Raw genomic sequence first — 17,200 nt, 5'->3', positions numbered from 1 at the left:
ATCGGGGGCGGGGGAGGTGTGGGTGCTTCGAGGGGTGGGTGCTTCGGTGCGGTTTGCGGTGGGGCTAGCGCTCCACTGGGCGGTTTGCAGTGGATTCGCTGAGGCGGTGTTGAGAGTCGGCAGGTTGGAAGGGGGCGCGGTTCTCTCCCTTGCGGGCTTGGGATCGCGCGTGGGCACTCCGCGTGCTCGGGGGTGCGCGGCTTCGCTCCCGTGCGGGCCTTGGCATCGCGAGCGTCGGGTACTCGCGCGATGCTGAGAAAACCCCGGTGGGCGGGCCGGATTCGTGGCTGGATGTGCGTGCGGGGAACCCTGTGGGAAGCAGAGTTCCTCAGGGTTCCCCGTACGGCTGGTGCTAGCCGCGTTCGATGAGGTGGCCTACTACTTCTGGGCCTGGGTGGGCGTGGCCCGAGCCGTCTCGCCGGAGGTCGATTTCCGGGAGTTCCACTGGGTCGCCGGTGCGGCTCGCGCCTGCTGGGCGGGGGCCCACCCAGGCGACCTGGACTTCGGTTTCTCCCTTGAGGAAGCGGTGGGTTCGCACGCCGCCGGTGGCGCGGCCCTTGGCGGGGTATTCGCTGAAGGGCGTGACCTTGACGCTCTGACCCGTTGCCGTCACGACCATCGGTTCGCCGTGTTCTTCGTCGTCGGTGCGGATGGCTCCGAAGAAGACAGCCTTGGCGTTCGCGGACAGTTTCACGCCTGCCATGCCGCCGCTCTTGGTGCCTTGCGGGCGGATCAGGCTCGCGGCGAAGCGGAGCAGGGACGAGTCGGACGAGATGAACGCCAGGGTTTCGTTTCCGTCGGTCAGCCAAGTCGCGCCGACGACCTCGTCGCCGGGCTTGAGGCTGATGACTTCGAATTCGTCCGAGCGCACTGGCCAGTCGGGAGCGCACACCTTCACTACGCCGCCGCGGGTGCCGATGGCCAAGCCTGGCGAGTTGCCTGCTTGTTCGCCCAGCGGGGCGATGCCTACGACGCGTTCACCCTTTTCCAGCGGTACCAGCTCTTTCGCTGCCATGCCGCCGCGCAAGGAGACAGTGCCTGCTTGTTCCGGCAGCACGGGCAGGGGCAGCACGTCTGTCTTGAACGCGCGGCCCCGGCTGGTCACCAGCAGCACCTGGCCGCGTGCGGTGGTGTGCACGACGGCTGACACGGCATCGTGTTTTACCCGGCCGTTTCGGCGGCGGACTTCCGACGCTTCTTCGGATTCCGCTGCGGTGCGGGCGACCAGGCCGGTCGCCGACAGGATCACCTGGCACGGGTCGTCCGCTACTTCCAGCGGGCCGGACGGCTTCGACGCGGCCAGGACTTCCTTCAGGTCGCCGTCGATGAGGCGGGTGCGGCGTTCGGTCGGGAAGTCCTTGGCGATCTTCGCCAGTTCCGTCGACACGAGCTTCTTCAGGACCGACTCGTCCTCGAGGATCGTGGTCAGCTCGGCGATTTCCGCGCGCAGCTTGTCCTGCTCGTTTTCCAGTTCCAGGCGGTCGTACTTCGTGAGGCGGCGCAGCGGGGTGTCCAGGATGTACGTCGCCTGGATCTCGGACAGCTTGAACTTCGTCATCAGGCCGTCCTTCGCGGCGGCCGCGTTTTCGCTTTCGCGGATCAGCCGGATGACCTTGTCGATGTTCAGCAGCGCGATCAGCAGACCGTCGACCAGGTGCAGGCGTTCCTCGCGCTTGCGGCGCCGGTAGCGCGTGCGCCGCGTGACGACCTCGTAGCGGTGCCGCAGGAAGACTTCCAGCAGCGCCTTCAGGCCGAGCGTTTGCGGCTGTCCGTCGACCAGCACCAGGTTGTTGATGCCGAACGACTGCTCCAGCGGCGTAAGGCGATAAAGATCCGCAAGCAGCGCCTGCGGATTGACGCCCACCTTGCACTCGATGACGAGCCGGGTGCCGTTCTCGCGGTCGGTGAGGTCCTTGACGTCCGCGATTCCGGTGAGCCGCTTGGACTTGTTGACCTCGTCGGTGATCTTCTCGATCACCTTTTCCGGGCCGACGCCGTACGGCAGCTCGGTGACCGTGATGGCCTGCCTGCCGCGGCTGCCTTCCAGCGGGCCGGTCTCGACGTTCGCGCGCATGCGGACCACGCCGCGGCCGGTTTCGTAGGCCTTGCGGACCTCGTCCAGGCCCAGCAGGCTGCCGCCGGTGGGCAGATCCGGGCCCGGGACGTACTCCATCAGCTTGTCGAGCGTGGCGTTCGGATGGTTGATCAGCCACCGCGCGGCGCCGATCACCTCGCCGAGGTTGTGCGGGATCATGTTGGTCGCCATGCCGACCGCGATCCCGGACGTGCCGTTGACCAGCAGATTCGGGTACGCGGCCGGCAGCACCGAAGGTTCCTCAAGCGAACCGTCGTAGTTCGGCCGGAAGTCGACGGTGTCCTCGCCGAGTTCGCCGACGAGCAGCATCGCCTCGTTCGACATCCGGGCTTCCGTATAACGCGAAGCGGCCGGTCCATCGTCTGGACTGCCGAAGTTTCCGTGCCCGTCGATCAGCGGGGCGTTCATCGAGAAGTCCTGCGCCAGCCGGACCATCGAATCGTAAATCGCGACGTCGCCGTGCGGGTGGTACTTGCCCATGCAGTTGTGGACGACGAAACCCTCGGCGGCGAATTCGTGGTCCTCGGTGCCCACCTGGATGTCGTAGGTGACCTCGGGCTCGACCCGTTCGACGGAAACGACTTCGAGGAACGAGAACCCGTTCAGTGCGTCGAGCCGGTCCGCGAGCGGGGATCCTATCCGGCGCAGCTTCTCGATCCAGCCGTCCTGACGCGCCCGGGAAAGCCGGAACGAGCGGTCGGCCAGCGCGGTGCCGTGCCGATCCTTTCCGTAGCGGACGGCGGCACCGGTCTCCGCCGACAGTGATGCCCGGAACGCGGATCCGGCGGTGTCGCGGAACCAGCCTCCGCCGCGATGCGCGGCGGAGAACTCGGCCATGATCCCCTTATTGGGCAGCCGGTCGTTCCCTTGCTTTCCGCCGTACTCGTAAGCGATCTCGGTGAGCTTTTCGAGACTGCTCTTCTTGTAACCGATGGTGGTCCACGGCAGCATGACGCGGGCCAGCACCGCGGCATCGGATCCGCTGACGGACAAGCCCAAAAGCGTCTTGTGACCGTTTTCCTTGGGGTTGCTCCAGTGGTGGCCGTGGATGCCGAGATCCGCGAGCATCGAGTAGACCTGCCGCACGAGTTTTTCGCTCGTGCTGACGTAGACGATCTCCCGGTGGTTCTTCCGGATGTAGCCGTCGCCGTCGAAAAGACCGGCGAGGTACGGGGCCCACGAGGCCCGGTCCGAGAGGACTTCCGCTGGGACGTGCTTCGCGTCGCTGAGCGGCTCGCCTGCCGCGAGCAGTCCGTCATGCCGGGCGAAGGTCAGGATGTGCTGGTCGCGCCATTCCGGTTTGGCCGCGACGCGAGTCCCGCGCGACACCCGCACGCCGTTGGCCGTCGCCCACTCGTGCACGGCGTCGAGGGGTTCGATGTCGCACATGTGGATCCGGACGCGTCCGTCCGCGGGGCGATTCCGGTCGACGGCGAATCCTTCGGCCGTGATCAAGCCGAGCAGATAGCTGTACCGGTCACCGCCTTGCGGCAGGCTTTCCCGGCGGCCGCTCCCGTAGGCGACGGTCAGCCGCCCGGTGAGATCGCGGGCGGGCGTCCAGTCCAGGGTCGAGTCTTCGGCCACCGTGCGGAACCGCTGCCCCGGGGTGACAGTCATGGTGTGGCCGTTCGACCAGGTGACGCGGACGAGTTCGTCCGGCGGGTTCTCGTAGACCTCGGCGACGGGCACGGCGTTGCCGTGGCTGTCGAGCACCTGGTCGCCGATCTCGATGGATTCGATCGGCCGGAGACCGCCCGGGGTCGACACCAGCGCGCCGCGCACGAAACAGTCCCCGACCACGCGCGACGACTTCACGTACGCGTGCGTCGGGCGGTAGCCGTTCTCGTTCATCGAGAACAGGATCCGGCGGTGCACCGGCTTCAGGCCGTCCCGCGCGTCCGGGAGGGCGCGCGAGTGGATCACCGAGTACGCGTATTCCAGGTACGAGTCTTCGATCTCCGTCTTCAGCGGGTTGTCGAAGACCTGCGCGCCCGGCGAGTCGAACGCGCTCGGGTCGACCCGGGTCACCGGGCTCTTGCTACGGCGAGCCATGGCTCACAACTCCTTGGGAACGAACGGAAAACTCAGACGTCGATGGCGTCGCGGTCGACGCGGTCGGACGATTCGACCAGCCAGTTGCGCCGTGGCTCGACCTTTTCGCCCATCAGCAGTTCCAGCGCCAGCTCCGCGGCCTCGACGTCCTGGAGCGTGATCCGCCGGACCGAGCGCGTCGCCGGGTTCATCGTGGTTTCCCACAGCTCGTCGGCGTCCATCTCGCCGAGGCCCTTGAACCGCGGCACTGGCGTGACGACCGTCTTGCCCGCCGCTTCGAGTTCGGCGACCTTTTGCTCCATCTCGCGCTGGGTGAAGGTGAAGATGGTCTCCGAACCGCGGCCCTTCGTGGTGATCTTGTGCAGCGGCGGCATGGCCGCGTACAGCCTGCCGTCCTCGATCACCGGGCGCATGTACTTCGCGAACAGCGTGATCAGCAGCGTGCGGATGTGCGAACCGTCGACATCCGCGTCCGCCATCAGGATCACGCGGCCGTAGCGCATCGTCGAGAGGTCGAATGTGCGGCCGGTGCCCGCGCCGAGCACCTGCACGATCGAGGCGATCTCGGCGTTCTTCAGCGTGTCGCCGAGAGACGCCTTCTGCACGTTGAGGATCTTGCCGCGCAACGGCAGCAGCGCCTGGTACTCCGACACTCGCGCCATGCGCGCCGAGCCGAGCGCGCTGTCGCCCTCCACCAGGAACAGTTCGCTGCGCGAGACGCCGGTGGTGCGGCAGTCGACCAGCTTCGGCGGCATCGCCGCGCCCTCGAGCGCGGTTTTGCGCCGGGCGGCGTCCTTCTGCTGTTTCTGGGTGAGCCGCACGCGCGCCGCGTCGACCACCTTCTGCAGCACGATCTTGGCCTCGGACTTGGTTTTCCGGTCCTCGGTCCAGGCGCGCACCTGCTTGTCGACGATGCCCTGGAGGACGCGCGTGATGCCCGCCGTCGACAGTTCGTCCTTGGTCTGCGAGGTGAACTGCGGTTCCGGCAGCCGGACGTGGATCACCGCGGTCATGCCCTCCAGCACGTCCTCGGTGGTCGGCGGGTCCTCCTTTGCCTTGAGCAGCCCGCGCGTCTTGCCGATCACGTCCTGCAGCGCACGGGTGACCGCGCGGTCGAAGCCGCGCCGGTGCGTGCCGCCGTGCACGTTGCGGATCGTGTTGGTGAAGCACTCCACGGTGCGCTCGTAGCCGGTGCCCCAGCGCAGCGCGACCTCGACCTCGGCGTGTCGCTCCACATTGGACTGCATGACGCCGTTGGCGTCCGCCGCGTTCTCCTTGTACGTGCCCTCGCCGGTGATCATCAGCGTGCCGCAGACGGGTTTTTCGCTGTCCGGGGCGAGGAAGTCGACCATGTCCGCCAGCCCGTTCGGGAAGTGGAAGGTCTCCTCGTTGATGGTGTCCTCGAACGTGGTGCGCAGCACGTACGTGACGCCCGGCACGAGGAACGCGGTGTTGCGCAGCTTCGTGCGCACGCCCTCGACGTCCAGCGCCGCGCCGGTTTCGAAGTACCGCGCGTCGTACCAGTAGCGGATCGACGTGCCGCTGCGCTCGCCGCGCTTCATCTTGCCGACGAGGTTGAGCCCGGAGCGGCGAGTGAACTTCGCCTTCGGGCCGGGGCCGTCGAACACGCCGGGCACGCCGTGCGCGAACGACATCTGGTGCACCTTGCCGTCCTGCTTCACCGTGACGTCGAAGCGGTGCGACAGCGCGTTCACCGCCGAGGCGCCGACGCCGTGCAGGCCGCCGGACGTCTTGTACCCGGAACCGCCGAACTTGCCGCCGGCGTGCAGCCGGGTCAGCACCAGTTCGACGCCGGAAAGGCCGGATTTGGCGTGGACGCCGGTGGGGATGCCGCGGCCGTCGTCGTCCACCTGGACGCTGCCGTCGGCGTGCAGTGTGACGACGATGCGCGAGGCGTGGCCCGCCACGCCCTCGTCGGTGGAGTTGTCGACGACCTCGGAGAAGAGGTGGTTGATGCCTCGGCTGTCGGTGGAGCCGATGTACATCCCGGGGCGCTTGCGGACCGCCTCGAGTCCTTCGAGGTGGGTCAGGTCGTCGGCCCCGTACAGAGTCTCAGCGGTCACGAGGTCGTTCTCCCGGATCGAGGCGTGCTGTTCGGTGGGCAAACAGGCGGCCGGAGCAGGGGCCCCGGGCCGTCACCGTACTGCAGGATATCCGCACCCCCTGACAGGAACTGGCCGCTGCGCCCCGGACGGTGTCCGGCAGCGTGTCCCAGGTCACCGGTATAGTCCCGTAGGAATACATCTTCCACGCGAGTAGTTGTGCCGACAAGCAAGGTAGGAAGCAACCGGCTAGGGAGCGGTCATGCAGTTCGGAATCTTCTCGGTGGGCGACGTCACGACCGACCCCACCACGGGCGTTACGCCCTCGGAGCACGAGCGCATCAAGGCGATGGTCAAGATCGCGCTCAAGGCCGAAGAGGTCGGTCTCGACGTCTTCGCCGTCGGAGAGCACCACAACCCGCCGTTCGCCGCGCCGGCGAACCCCACGGTGCTGCTTTCGAACATCGCGGCGCGGACGGAGAAGATCGTCCTCTCGACGTCGACCACCCTCATCACCACCAACGACCCGGTGCGCCTGGCCGAGGACTACGCCATGCTGCAGCACCTGGCCGACGGGCGGCTCGACCTGATGATGGGCCGCGGCAACACCGGCCCGGTCTACCCGTGGTTCGGCAAGGACATCCGCGAGGGCATCCCGCTGGCCGTCGAGAACTACGCGCTGCTGCACCAGCTCTGGCGCGAGGAGGTCGTCGACTGGCAGGGCAAGTTCCGCACCCCGCTGCAGGGCTTCACCTCGACGCCGCGCCCGCTCGACGGCGTGCCGCCGTTCGTGTGGCACGGCTCGATCCGCAGCCCGGAGATCGCCGAACAGGCCGCCTACTACGGCGACGGGTTCTTCGCGAACCACATCTTCTGGCCGACCTCGCACTTCCAGCAGTTGATCGCGTTCTACCGGCAGCGCTTCGAGCACTACGGGCACGGCAAGGCCGACCAGGCCATCGTCGGGCTCGGCGGGCAGGCGTTCATCCGGCCGAAGTCGCAGGACGCGTGGAACGAGTTCCGGCCCTACTTCGACAACGCGCCGGTGTACGGGCACGGCCCGTCGCTGGAGGACTTCACCGAGCAGACGCCGCTGACTGTCGGCAGCCCGCAGGAGGTCATCGACAAGACGCTGACCTTCCGCGAGCACTTCGGCGACTACCAGCGCCAGCTGTTCCTGATGGACCACGCGGGCCTGCCGCTGAAGACCGTGCTGGAGCAGCTCGACCTGCTCGGCGAGGAGGTCGTGCCGGTGCTGCGCAAGGAACTGGACGCGAAGCGGCCGGCGCACGTGCCGGACGCCCCGACGCACGAATCGCTCAAGGCCGCTCGCGAAGCGCAGGCCGTCACCGCTTGACCTGGGTTTCGCCGGACTTAGTGGAGAGGTCATGACTGCACGCACTATCGCCGTGGTCACCGCGGGTTTGAGCCAGCCGTCGTCGACGCGGCTGCTGGCCGACCGGCTGGCCGAGGCCACCCGCGCCGCACTGGTCGACGAGGACGTGACGGTGAAGGTGTTCGAACTCCGCGACATCGCGGTGGACGTCACCAACAACATGCTCACCGGGTTTCCCAGCCCGCAGCTGCGGGAAGTGATCGACACCGTGACGCGCGCGGACGGCCTGATCGCCGTGACGCCGGTGTTCACCGCTTCCTATAGCGGGCTGTTCAAATCGTTCTTCGACGTGCTGGACAAGGAAGCGCTCGACGGCAAGCCGGTGCTGCTCGCCGCGACGGGCGGTACGGAACGGCATTCGCTCGCGCTCGACTTCGCGCTGCGGCCGCTCTTCGCCTACCTTCGCGCGACCGTGGTTGCGACAGGCGTGTACGCGGCGTCGTCGGACTGGGGCAGCGCCGAGGCGACAGGTGCGTTGCAGCAGCGCGTGGAGCGGGCTGGTCGCGAGCTGGCGCAGCTGGTCGCGGCGGCGCCTGAGGCGAAGCCGGACGACGAATACGCGTCGGTGTCGTTCGAGCAGTTGCTGGCTGGTCACTAACGGCGGCTCCTAGCGGTCAAGAGTGCCTGCGGCGCCGGGGTTTCCGGGTTGAGGAGCAGTTCGGCCTCGACGGTGAACCCGGCGTCTCGCAGCCATGTCGTCATGCGTTCTCGTGGGCGGCGGTGCACCTGGACCTTCATCGGGTGGCCGCCGTAGCCCTCGGTTTTGAGCCGGGTCTCGTCGCCGACGTGGAAGAGCAACTGAAGCAATCCGTTCGGACGCAGTGCCTGGCGGAAGTTCGCGAGGACGGCCGGGAGCAGGTCGTCGGGCAGGTGGATGACCGACTGCCACGCCACGATCCCGGCCAGCGCCGCGGCAGGCAGCGGATCGGTCATCGACCCGACCTCGAACCGCAGAGCCGGATAGTCGCGCCGGGCGACCTCGATCATGCCGGGGGAGAGGTCGACGCCGTACGCGGCTACGCCGAGGTCGTTGAGGTGGGCGGTCACCTGGCCGGGCCCGCAACCGACGTCGGCGACTGGGCCGTCGTCGACTTGTTCGGCGAATAACCGCAGTGCGGCAAGCAGATACGGCTGCTTGCCGAGCGCGTCGCGGACGAACGTGGCGTAGTCCTCCGCCACTGCGTCGTAGGACGTTCGGGTGTCGGTGAGCCATTCCATGTCAGCCCGCCGGACTCTGGGCGATGAGGACGGTGGCGCGCGTGCTCCAGCCCAGCGCCGAATACAGCTGGCGCCCGTCCGCTGTGGCGATGAGGATGCCGGTGGTCGCGCCGTGTGCCATGACGTTTTCCGCGAGCGAACTCATCACCACGCTGCCGAGACCGCGGCGGCGATGCTCGGGGACGGTTTCGATTCGGTCCGCGATCGCGTCGGCGCCGACCACGGCCATGGTCCCTCGTGCCGCGACGCCCGAGCCGGGATGTCGCAGCACGGTTTCGCACACCGCCCCGTTCATGGTGGTCGCCCCTGTGTAGGGCGGCGGGGCTGGACGCGGTGGATGTCGGCGCAGGGGAATGGTCATGAGCGCTTCGCGTGCGTCCCGCAGCTTCAGCCCAGCCTCGCGCACGATCGCCGCGACTTCCTCCGGCCGGTTCGTGGGCACGGTCAGCCAGGTCGGGCGTTCTGCTGCGGCGACCTCTTCGGCAAGACCGCGCAGGATGTCGGGTTCGGCGGACAACGCGATGACCTCGCGGTGCCGATCCGGTTGTTCGAGCAGGACGTGCAGCCCGCCGCGCGTTTCTCCGGCGGGCCGGAATCCTCGGGACGTGCCCCATCCCGCCTGCCAGCGGCGGATGAGGTCAGGCAGTGATTCGACCACGCTGAGCAGCTAACCACCCGGCACCGACAAAAACGTCCCGCTCCGCTGCCGGGGTCCAGTATGGACAGTCCGGCTGGCAGTACCGCGAGCCCGGCGGCACACTGGCCCGATGGGATTGGGCAAGCCAGTGCGCCGGGTGCTCCTTTCGGTCGTCGGCGGGGCGCTGGTGATCGTCGGAGTCGTGCTCCTCGTGCTGCCGGGGCCGGGGTTGCTGCTGGTGCTCGCCGGGCTGCTGGTGCTGGCGTCGGAGTTCCCGGCGCTGCAGCGATTTGTCGACCCGGTGCGGACGCGGGCGATGCGAGCCGCGGAGGAAAGCGTGTCCTCGCCGCTGCGCATCGCCGGCTCGGTGCTGGCCGGGCTGGCGCTGCTGGCCGCGGGGATCGTGTGGGGGACGGTGCGGTCGTTGCCGTTGAGCGGGTGGAGCACTGGGACCAGTTTGATCTTGTCCAGCTTGATCTTGTTCGCGTTGCTGATCTGGAGTTATCGGCGGGTGCGGGCGAAGCGGGAAGAGCCGTGAAGGACTCCTCGAGGGAATCTAATTCCCTCAAGGAGTCCTTCACGGAGGTCAGGACGCGTAGAGCTTTGCCACCTCAGCAGCGGACAGCGCCCGGTCGTACAGATGCACTTGGTCCACTGCCCCGTTCAGGAAGTCGACCGGGTTCCCGCCGTACTTCCCGCGGCCGATCACGGTGTGGCCAGTGGACGCCTCGCCGAGACAGACGCTCTTCGACGCCGCCAGCTGACCGTCCACGTATAGCGCCAGCTGCCCAGTAGCGGCATCCCGAACCCCGACCAGGTGGTACCAGCGTCCTGCTTCCGGAGTGATCGGCGCGAGCGCCCGCGTACCCACGAAGCTGAACGCCAGCTTGTGGTCCGCGCCGGAATACTGCAGGAAGAACGCGCTGTGGTCGTTCCCGTCCTGGCTCACCACGGTCTGGAAACCGTCGCCGACCGCGTTGAACTTGACCCAGGCGGCGACGCTGTAGCTGAGGTCGGTCTTCACCAGCGGTGCACCGGCGTCCGCATACTGGCCGGAGCCGTTCACCGCAAGGGCCGAACCGCTGTGGCCAGCGGTCCAGGAAGCGCCGCCGACGAGGGTGGCGTCGTGGTGGCCCACGGTGTCCGCCGCGGTGGTGCCGCCGTTCTCGTCGAACGGGTAGGCGGCGATTCCGTCGATGCCCGGGGTGCCTGGCGGGATCACCGGACCCTGTTGTGGCGAGCCGTCGACGCCGTTGATCACCGACAGATTCGCGGCCCGGACGGCGGCGAAGTCCATCTTCTTCACCTGACGGTCGTAGGTGAAGAACCCGTTGACCTCCTTCTCCACGTCGGTGGTCTGCGTGTACACGCCTGCCGACACGCCGCATTGCCGTCCGGCGAGCAAGAGGCGTTGCTGGAGTTCGGCGTAGCGGCGGGTGAGCGTGGCGCTGTCTGGTTCCATCTCGTAGGCGAAGCTGCCTGCCGGGTCGAACTGGTGTCCGTCGACCTTCAGGCCCAGGCCGCCGTATTCGCCGTCGACCGCGGCGCGGTTCCCGTCCGGCACGGGGGTTCCGGGACCGGTGTAGGTGTGGTCGTCGTAGAGATCGCCGCGGCCGCTGTCCGGTTCGGAGCGACAGCAGTTGACGCCGGATTCCGCGTCCACGAGCCGGGTCGGGTCCCAGGCCTTGACCTGGTCGGCGATCCGGCCGACGGCGTAGTCGCCCCAGCCTTCGTTGAACGGGACCCAGGTGACGATCGACGGGAAGCTGCGGTGCTGGTCGATCATCCGGTGCAGTTCGGATTCGAAATTCGCCTGGGACGCGGGTGTCGCCTCGATGTCGTCCTTCATCGCGGGCATGTCCTGCCACACCAGCAGGCCGAGTTTGTCCGCGTAGTAGTACCAGCGGTCCGGTTCGACCTTGATGTGCTTGCGCACCATGTTGAATCCGAGCGCCTTTTCCTGTTCCAGGTCGAACTTCAGCGCCGCGTCGGTGGGCGCGGTGTAGATGCCGTCCGGCCAGAAACCCTGGTCCAGCGGGCCGAGTTGCATCACGAACTTGCCGTTGAGCAGCATCCGCTGCTTGCCGTCGGCGGTCTTGCCGATGGAAACCGAACGCAGGCCGAAGTACGAACTGACGCTGTCCCCGGACGTCAGTGACACGCGCAGGTCGTACAGGAACGGATCGTCCGGCGTCCACAGGTGCGGCTTGTTCACCTTGAGCTTCAACGGGGTGTTCGCCGGCCCGGACGCGAAGCCGACGACGCGGCCGTGGTCGTAGGCGACGGCTTGCACGCGTTGTTTCGCCGGCCCGCCCACCACGGCGTTGACGGTGACCGATCCGCTGGCGACATCGGGAGTGGTGTCCACTCGCGAGATGTAGGCCGGGGTCACCGGTTCCATCCAGACGGTTTGCCAGATGCCGGACGTCGGGGTGTAGAAGATTCCGTCGCCGGGTTTGCGTTGTTTGCCGAGCGGTTGCCCGCCCGCGTCATTGGGATCCGTGACGCCGACGACGACTTCCTGGTCTTTCCCGGTGGTCAGCGCGTTGGTGACGTCCGCGGAAAACGCGTCGTAGCCGCCGGTGTGGCGGGCGACCTGATGGCCGTTGACCCACACCGTGGTGTCGTAGTCGACCGCCTGGAAGTGCAGGATCAGCCGCTGGTCCCGGCCGCCGACGTGCCAGTTCTTCGGCACCTGGAACGTCCGCCGGTACCACATCGACGTTTCGTGCCGCATGATTCCGGACAACGCCGATTCGACCGGGTACGGCACGAGGACGCGTTCGTCGAGACTGCGGTTGATCGGCGGGGAATCACCGGGTTTGGCGGCGGAGAATTCCCAGACGCCGTTGAGGTTTTGCCAGTTGTCGCGGGTCAGCTGCGGCCGCGGGTATTCGGGAAGGGCGTTGTCCGGCGAAACCTGGTTGGTCCACGGGGTGGTCAGGGGAGGGGTGAGGCGATGCCACTGCGGCGGATCGGCCGCGGCGGCGGGGACACTCGACAACCCGGACACGGCCACAGCGAGCGCGGCGGCCACCGTGGCCAAACGGCCGGGTCTGCGGGCAGGACGGACCATCGTCGAACCTCCTAGTGACAGGTGGATCAGTACGAAGGGGGAACTGCGCGGGTCAGGATCGGCGGGAACGGGCCAGCAGTCGCTGGATCACGACGACGACCAGCAGGAACGCGCCGCTGACCACCGTCTGGTAGTTGGAATCGAGAGTGCCGACCTGGTTGATGACGTTCTGGATCAGCGTCTTCAGCAGCACGCCGACGAGCGTGCCGATGACGGTTCCCGCGCCGCCGGTGAGCAGCGTTCCGCCGATGACCACGACGGAAATCGCGTCCAGTTCCGTGCCGACGCCGAGCACGGTGACGCCCGATTGCAGGTACGCCGCGGTGAGCACGCCGGCGAATCCGGCGAGCGTGCCGCTGAGCGCGTAGAGGGCGATTTTGGTGCGGGCCACCGGAAGACCCATCAGCAACGCGGACTGTTCCGAGCCGCCGAGCGCGAATACCGACTGGCCGAACCGGGTCCGGCGCAGCAGCACTCCGCCGAGTCCGAAAAGGACCAAAGCGAGATACACCGGTACGCCGATGCCGAAGATCTTGCCTTGCCCCAGCCAGAGCAACGCCGAACCTGGCTCCACTTTGTACGTTGTCGCGCCCTCGTTGGTCAAGGCCAGCAAGAGCCCGCGAGCGAACAGCAGCGAGGCGAGCGTGACGATGAACGGCGCCATCTTCGTACGGGCGATGAGGAGCCCGTTGACGAATCCGATCAGCCCGCAAACGACCAATGGCAGCAGGATCGCGACGACCAGGCCGTACCGGGAACCGTACGCGGCCAGCACGCCGCCGAGCGCGTACACCGAGCCGACGGACAGATCGATCCCGCCGGAAATGATCACGAACGTCATGCCCAGCGCGATCACGGCCAGAAAAGAACTTTGCAAGGCGAGATCGCGCAGGTTGTCCGCGGATCCGAAGCGCGGGAAGGCGAACCACGCGGCGGCCACGCCGAGCACGAGCACTACGGCCGCGCCTTGGCGTTGCAGGACTGCCGCGAACGCCGCGCCGCGTTCCGACGGCGGGGCGGCGGTGGTCGCGATCATCGCGTGCTCCGTTCCCGGGCGACGTACACCGCGGCGACGATGATGGCGGCCTGCACCATTTGCGCGGCGGAATCGGGCAGGTTGTGCTTGATCAGCGTGGCGTGCACCAGTTGCATGAGCAGCGCGCCGAACACCGTGCCGAGCACGCGCACGCGGCCGCCGGTGAGCGGAGTGCCGCCGACTACCACCGCTGTGATCGCCGAAAGTTCCATCAGCAGGCCGAGATCGTTGGGATCGCTCGCGGCGAGCCGTGCGGTGGACAGCACGCCAGCGATGGCCGCCAGCGCGCCGGACATGGCGTACACGCCGATCAGGACGCGTTTCACCGGCAGTCCGGCGAGCGTCGCAGCGGGACGGTTGCCGCCGACCGCGACCAAGTGCCGGCCGAAGGTGGTGCGCCGCACCAGCAATCCGGCCAGCACCGAGAGAACAGCGGCTACCAGGACCATGATCGGCACGCCGAGCACGTCGCCGGTGCCGAGCGCGAGGAAGTCCGGGTTGTGCAGCTGAACCAGTTGTCCGTGCGCGATCACGAGCGCCAGCCCGCGACCGCCGACGAGCAAGGCCAGTGTCGCGATGATCGGCTGAATACCGAGTTGAGCCACCAGGAATCCGCTGAACAGCCCGGAAGCGACCCCGGCGATCAGCGCGACCACGATCACCATCACCGGCCCGGCACCGAGATACAGCGGGACGAGCGCCGCGGCGACCGACATCACTGAGCCCACCGACAGGTCGATGCCCTCGGTGCCGATCACCAGCGCCATGCCGAGCGCGACGATGCACACCGGCGCGGCCTGCACCAGCTGCGTGCGGAAGTTGGCTGCGGACAGGAAGTTCTGCGTGAACGCGATGTTGAACAGCAGCAGCACGACCACGGCCAGGTACACGCCGTAGTTCTGCAGCCAGCTCGTGACGCGAGCTCGGTCAGGTCTCGTCAGTGTCGCGGTCGACATCGTTGTCACCCCCTGCGGCTATCGCCGCCAGCACGTTGTCTTCGGTCACCGCGTCGCCGGCCAGTTCGGTGGCGACGCTGCCGTCGCGCAGGACGACCACCCGGTCCGCGCCGTCGAGAATCTCTTCCAGCTCGGACGAAATCAGCAGCACGCCGAGCCCGTCCTGCGCCAGTTCGTCGATGAGCGCCTGCACCTCGGCTTTGGCCCCGACGTCGATGCCGCGGGTTGGCTCGTCCAGCAGCAGCACTTTCGGCCCGGTGGCGAGCCAACGCGCCAGCAAGACCTTCTGCTGGTTGCCGCCGGACAGCTCGGACACCTTCTGCTCCGGACTGGACGCCTTGATCCGCAACCGTTCCATGAACGTCTTCACCACCCGGTCCTGTTTGGCCCGGCTGACAAAGCCGAAAGTGGACAGTCTCGGCAGTGCGGCGAGCACGATGTTCTCCCGCACGGACAGATTGGGAATGATCCCGTCCGCCTTGCGATCCTCGGCCAGCAGAGCGATCCCGGCCCGCATCGCGGCGGAGATCTTCCCGCGCTTCAACGGCTTTCCGGCCAGCAGGACAGTACCGCCGTCGAGCGGGAACGCTCCGACCACAGCCCGCGCGGTCTCGCTCCGGCCGGACCCGAGCAGCCCGGCCAGCCCGACGACCTCGCCCGGCCGCACGCTCACCGAAACGTCGTGCAGCTTGTTCCCGCCGGACAGATTCGAGGCCTGCAGCAACGGTTCCTTCTCCGCGTGATGCTCCTCGCCGAACGCGGTGACGCCCTCAGCGCGGATCTGCCGGATCTCCCGGCCGAGCATCATCGACACCAGTTCGATGCGCGGCAATGGCTTCAGCGGTCCACTGTGGACAAGGCGGCCGTCGCGCAACACCGTGACGCTGTCGCACACCCGGTACAGCTCGTCCATCCGGTGGCTCACATAGAGCACCGCGATGTCGTCGGCGTGCAGCCGGGCCAGCACCTCGAACAGGGTGTCCACTTCGCGCGGTTCGAGCGACGACGTCGGCTCGTCCATCACGACCACGCCAGCCTTCGCCGACACCGCGCGGGCCAGCGCGACCATCTGCTGCGCACCGACCGCGAGCGTGTGCAGCGGACGCCGTACGTCGGTGTCGATTCCGTACCCGCTGAGCAGTTCGCGCGCCTGCTCGTTCATCGCGGACCAGTCGATCAATCCGGTGCGGGTGCGCGGTTCCCGGCCGAGGAAGACGTTGCTCGCCACGCTCATCAGCGGGACGAGGTTCACCTCCTGGTAGATGGTGGAGATCCCGGCGCGCTGCGCGTCGATCGGCCTGCGGAACTCGACCGGTTCGCCGAGGTGGCGCACCTGGCCCTCGTCCGGCCGGTACACGCCGGTGAGGACCTTGATCAAAGTGGACTTGCCCGCGCCGTTTTCCCCGACCAGCGCATGGACTTCGCCGCGCCGCAGGCTGAAGGAGACGTCGTCGAGGGCCACGGTGCCGGGGAACCGTTTGGTCACCCCGGTCACCTCGAGCACCGGTGCGGTCATGGTCGCCACCTGGGTGTCGGCCGTGCTCGTCATCAGTACGCGTTCCCGACCTTCTGGGCCGCGTTCGATTCGTCGTAGGAGTCGTCGGTGATGACGATGCTCGGCGGGATCGGCTTGCCGTCCTCGAACTGCTGCAGCGTCTGGAAGGCCAGCTGCCCGAACCGCGGGTTGGACTCGACGACCGCGTTGTAGCTGCCGTCGACGATCAGCTGCACCGCGTTGCGGGTGCCGTCGACCGACACGACCTTCACGTCCTTGCCGGGGTTCTTGCCCGCGGTCTTGAGCGCGTTGACCGCGCCGATGCCCATCTCGTCGTTCTCCGCGTACACCGCGGTGAGGTCCGGATGGCTCTGGATCAGCTGCTCCATCACCGACTGGCCCTTGGACCGGTCGAACTCGCCGGTCTGCTCGGCGACCACGGTGAGGCCGGGCGTCTTCGCGAGTTCGTCCTTGAACCCCTTGGTGCGGTCGGTGGTCACGTTGTTGCCCGAGGAGCCGAGCAGGATCGCGACCTTGCCGTTTCCGCCGGTGGACTTGGCCAGCGCGGCGGCCGCGCGGTGGCCCTGTTCGATGAAGTTCGACCCGATGAAGGTGAGGTAATCGGTGCACGGCTTCGACGTCACCTGCCGGTCGATGGTGACGACCGGGACCTTCTTCGCCTTCGCCGCGTCGAGCGCGGGCTGCAGGCCGTCGGAGTTCAGCGGGGCCACGATGAGCAGCTGCGCACCCCGGTCCAGCAGCGATTTGATGTCCGAGATCTGCTTGTTGAGGTCACTCTGCGCGTTCGTGGTGAGCAGGTGGTCGGCCGGGATGCCGAGCTTGCCCGCCTCGGTGCGGATGGACTGCGTCTCGGCGATCCGGAACGGATTCGCCTCCTTCTCCGACTGGGAGAAGCCGACGATCGCGGTCTTCGGGTCGAGTTTCGGGTAGCCGGTCTTGCCGATGGTGCAGCCGTCGGCGCTCGGCGCGGCGGACGCGGCCGAGGCGGCCGGACCGGAGCCATTGCTTTGCGCGGCAGGGGTTTCCTCGCGGCTGGTGCACCCGGCGAGCACGAGTGCCGTGGCGGCGCCGGCGACCAGAGCGAAGCGGGCAGGGACGGACGGGGACACGGCGGACTCCTCGCAGCCGACGACTGGGGCAACCCGCTCGGCGGAG

The 17,200-nt window shown here is 67.7% G+C and carries 12 protein-coding genes; 3 read left to right on the top strand and 9 right to left on the bottom strand.

Annotated elements, in window-relative coordinates; translation table 11 throughout:
- Positions 1-352: 352 nt before the first annotated feature.
- Together H4281_RS20690 and H4281_RS20685 are read right to left on the bottom strand one after the other, a co-directional pair.
- Positions 353-4,147: a DNA topoisomerase (ATP-hydrolyzing) gene (locus H4281_RS20690; RefSeq protein ID WP_182892575.1), complete on the bottom strand. Its 3,795-nt coding sequence runs from the start codon at positions 4,145-4,147 to the stop codon at positions 353-355.
- A 32-nt stretch (positions 4,148-4,179) separates the two neighbouring features.
- The gene (locus H4281_RS20685; RefSeq protein WP_182892574.1) at positions 4,180-6,231 is read right to left on the bottom strand and encodes a DNA gyrase/topoisomerase IV subunit B; all 2,052 of its coding nucleotides are present in this window, start codon (positions 6,229-6,231) and stop codon (positions 4,180-4,182) included.
- A 241-nt stretch (positions 6,232-6,472) separates the two neighbouring features.
- Here H4281_RS20685 and H4281_RS20680 point away from each other — a divergent pair, with 241 nt between their 5' ends.
- Together H4281_RS20680 and H4281_RS20675 are read left to right on the top strand one after the other, a co-directional pair.
- Positions 6,473-7,567, top strand: a complete 1,095-nt coding sequence (locus tag H4281_RS20680; protein ID WP_182892573.1) for an LLM class flavin-dependent oxidoreductase — start codon at positions 6,473-6,475, stop codon at positions 7,565-7,567.
- Between the two features lie 31 nt (positions 7,568-7,598).
- On the top strand, positions 7,599-8,204 hold the full coding sequence (locus H4281_RS20675) for an FMN reductase (RefSeq protein ID WP_182892572.1): 606 nt from the start codon (positions 7,599-7,601) through the stop codon (positions 8,202-8,204).
- Here the strand turns inward: H4281_RS20675 and H4281_RS20670 are convergent.
- Together H4281_RS20670 and H4281_RS20665 are read right to left on the bottom strand one after the other, a co-directional pair.
- Positions 8,201-8,824, bottom strand: a complete 624-nt coding sequence (locus tag H4281_RS20670) for a class I SAM-dependent methyltransferase (protein ID WP_220507482.1) — start codon at positions 8,822-8,824, stop codon at positions 8,201-8,203. The two genes, H4281_RS20675 and H4281_RS20670, sit on opposite strands and share 4 nt — an antisense overlap.
- A gap of 1 nt (position 8,825) precedes the next feature.
- On the bottom strand, positions 8,826-9,482 hold the full coding sequence (locus tag H4281_RS20665) for a GNAT family N-acetyltransferase (RefSeq protein ID WP_312872151.1): 657 nt from the start codon (positions 9,480-9,482) through the stop codon (positions 8,826-8,828).
- Positions 9,483-9,591: 109 nt separating this feature from the next.
- On the opposite strand from H4281_RS20665, the gene H4281_RS20660 reads away from it, so the two are divergent.
- Positions 9,592-9,999, top strand: coding sequence for a PGPGW domain-containing protein (locus H4281_RS20660; RefSeq protein WP_182892571.1), 408 nt, complete (start codon positions 9,592-9,594; stop codon positions 9,997-9,999).
- Between the two features lie 48 nt (positions 10,000-10,047).
- Here the strand turns inward: H4281_RS20660 and H4281_RS20655 are convergent, their stop codons facing one another.
- The 5 genes from H4281_RS20655 to H4281_RS20635 are packed head-to-tail and all read right to left on the bottom strand — an operon-like array spanning position 10,048 to position 17,154.
- Positions 10,048-12,537 (bottom strand): LamG-like jellyroll fold domain-containing protein, encoded by a 2,490-nt coding sequence (locus H4281_RS20655; protein WP_182892570.1) that lies wholly within the window; start codon positions 12,535-12,537, stop codon positions 10,048-10,050.
- Between the two features lie 52 nt (positions 12,538-12,589).
- A complete protein-coding gene (locus H4281_RS20650; protein ID WP_182892569.1) occupies positions 12,590-13,573 on the bottom strand; it encodes an ABC transporter permease in 984 nt (327 codons plus the stop codon).
- On the bottom strand, positions 13,570-14,529 hold the full coding sequence (locus H4281_RS20645; RefSeq protein WP_037818333.1) for an ABC transporter permease: 960 nt from the start codon (positions 14,527-14,529) through the stop codon (positions 13,570-13,572). The genes H4281_RS20650 and H4281_RS20645 overlap by 4 nt, the downstream gene beginning before the upstream one ends.
- Positions 14,501-16,078: a sugar ABC transporter ATP-binding protein gene (locus H4281_RS20640; protein ID WP_182892568.1), complete on the bottom strand. Its 1,578-nt coding sequence runs from the start codon at positions 16,076-16,078 to the stop codon at positions 14,501-14,503. Before H4281_RS20640 ends, H4281_RS20645 begins: the two co-directional genes overlap by 29 nt.
- Positions 16,078-17,154, bottom strand: coding sequence for an ABC transporter substrate-binding protein (locus H4281_RS20635; RefSeq protein ID WP_182892567.1), 1,077 nt, complete (start codon positions 17,152-17,154; stop codon positions 16,078-16,080). Before H4281_RS20635 ends, H4281_RS20640 begins: the two co-directional genes overlap by 1 nt.
- Positions 17,155-17,200 lie beyond the last annotated feature (46 nt).

Origin of the sequence: Amycolatopsis dendrobii (genome assembly GCF_014145675.1) — a bacterium.
In the GTDB taxonomy this organism is placed as follows: Bacteria; Actinomycetota; Actinomycetes; order Mycobacteriales; family Pseudonocardiaceae; genus Amycolatopsis; species Amycolatopsis dendrobii.
Note: the sequence above shows the minus strand (reverse complement) of the source record. Positions and strands in the feature narration are given on the sequence as shown.

Coding starts and splice junctions, on each gene's coding strand:
- H4281_RS20690 (WP_182892575.1), bottom strand. CDS start 4,147: ATGGCTCGCCGTAGCAAGAGCCCGGTGACCCGGGTCGACCCGAGCGCG.
- H4281_RS20680 (WP_182892573.1), top strand. CDS start 6,473: ATGCAGTTCGGAATCTTCTCGGTGGGCGACGTCACGACCGACCCCACC.
- H4281_RS20675 (WP_182892572.1), top strand. CDS start 7,599: ATGACTGCACGCACTATCGCCGTGGTCACCGCGGGTTTGAGCCAGCCG.
- H4281_RS20670 (WP_220507482.1), bottom strand. CDS start 8,824: ATGGAATGGCTCACCGACACCCGAACGTCCTACGACGCAGTGGCGGAG.
- H4281_RS20660 (WP_182892571.1), top strand. CDS start 9,592: ATGGGATTGGGCAAGCCAGTGCGCCGGGTGCTCCTTTCGGTCGTCGGC.
- H4281_RS20655 (WP_182892570.1), bottom strand. CDS start 12,537: ATGGTCCGTCCTGCCCGCAGACCCGGCCGTTTGGCCACGGTGGCCGCC.
- H4281_RS20650 (WP_182892569.1), bottom strand. CDS start 13,573: ATGATCGCGACCACCGCCGCCCCGCCGTCGGAACGCGGCGCGGCGTTC.
- H4281_RS20645 (WP_037818333.1), bottom strand. CDS start 14,529: ATGTCGACCGCGACACTGACGAGACCTGACCGAGCTCGCGTCACGAGC.
- H4281_RS20640 (WP_182892568.1), bottom strand. CDS start 16,078: ATGACGAGCACGGCCGACACCCAGGTGGCGACCATGACCGCACCGGTG.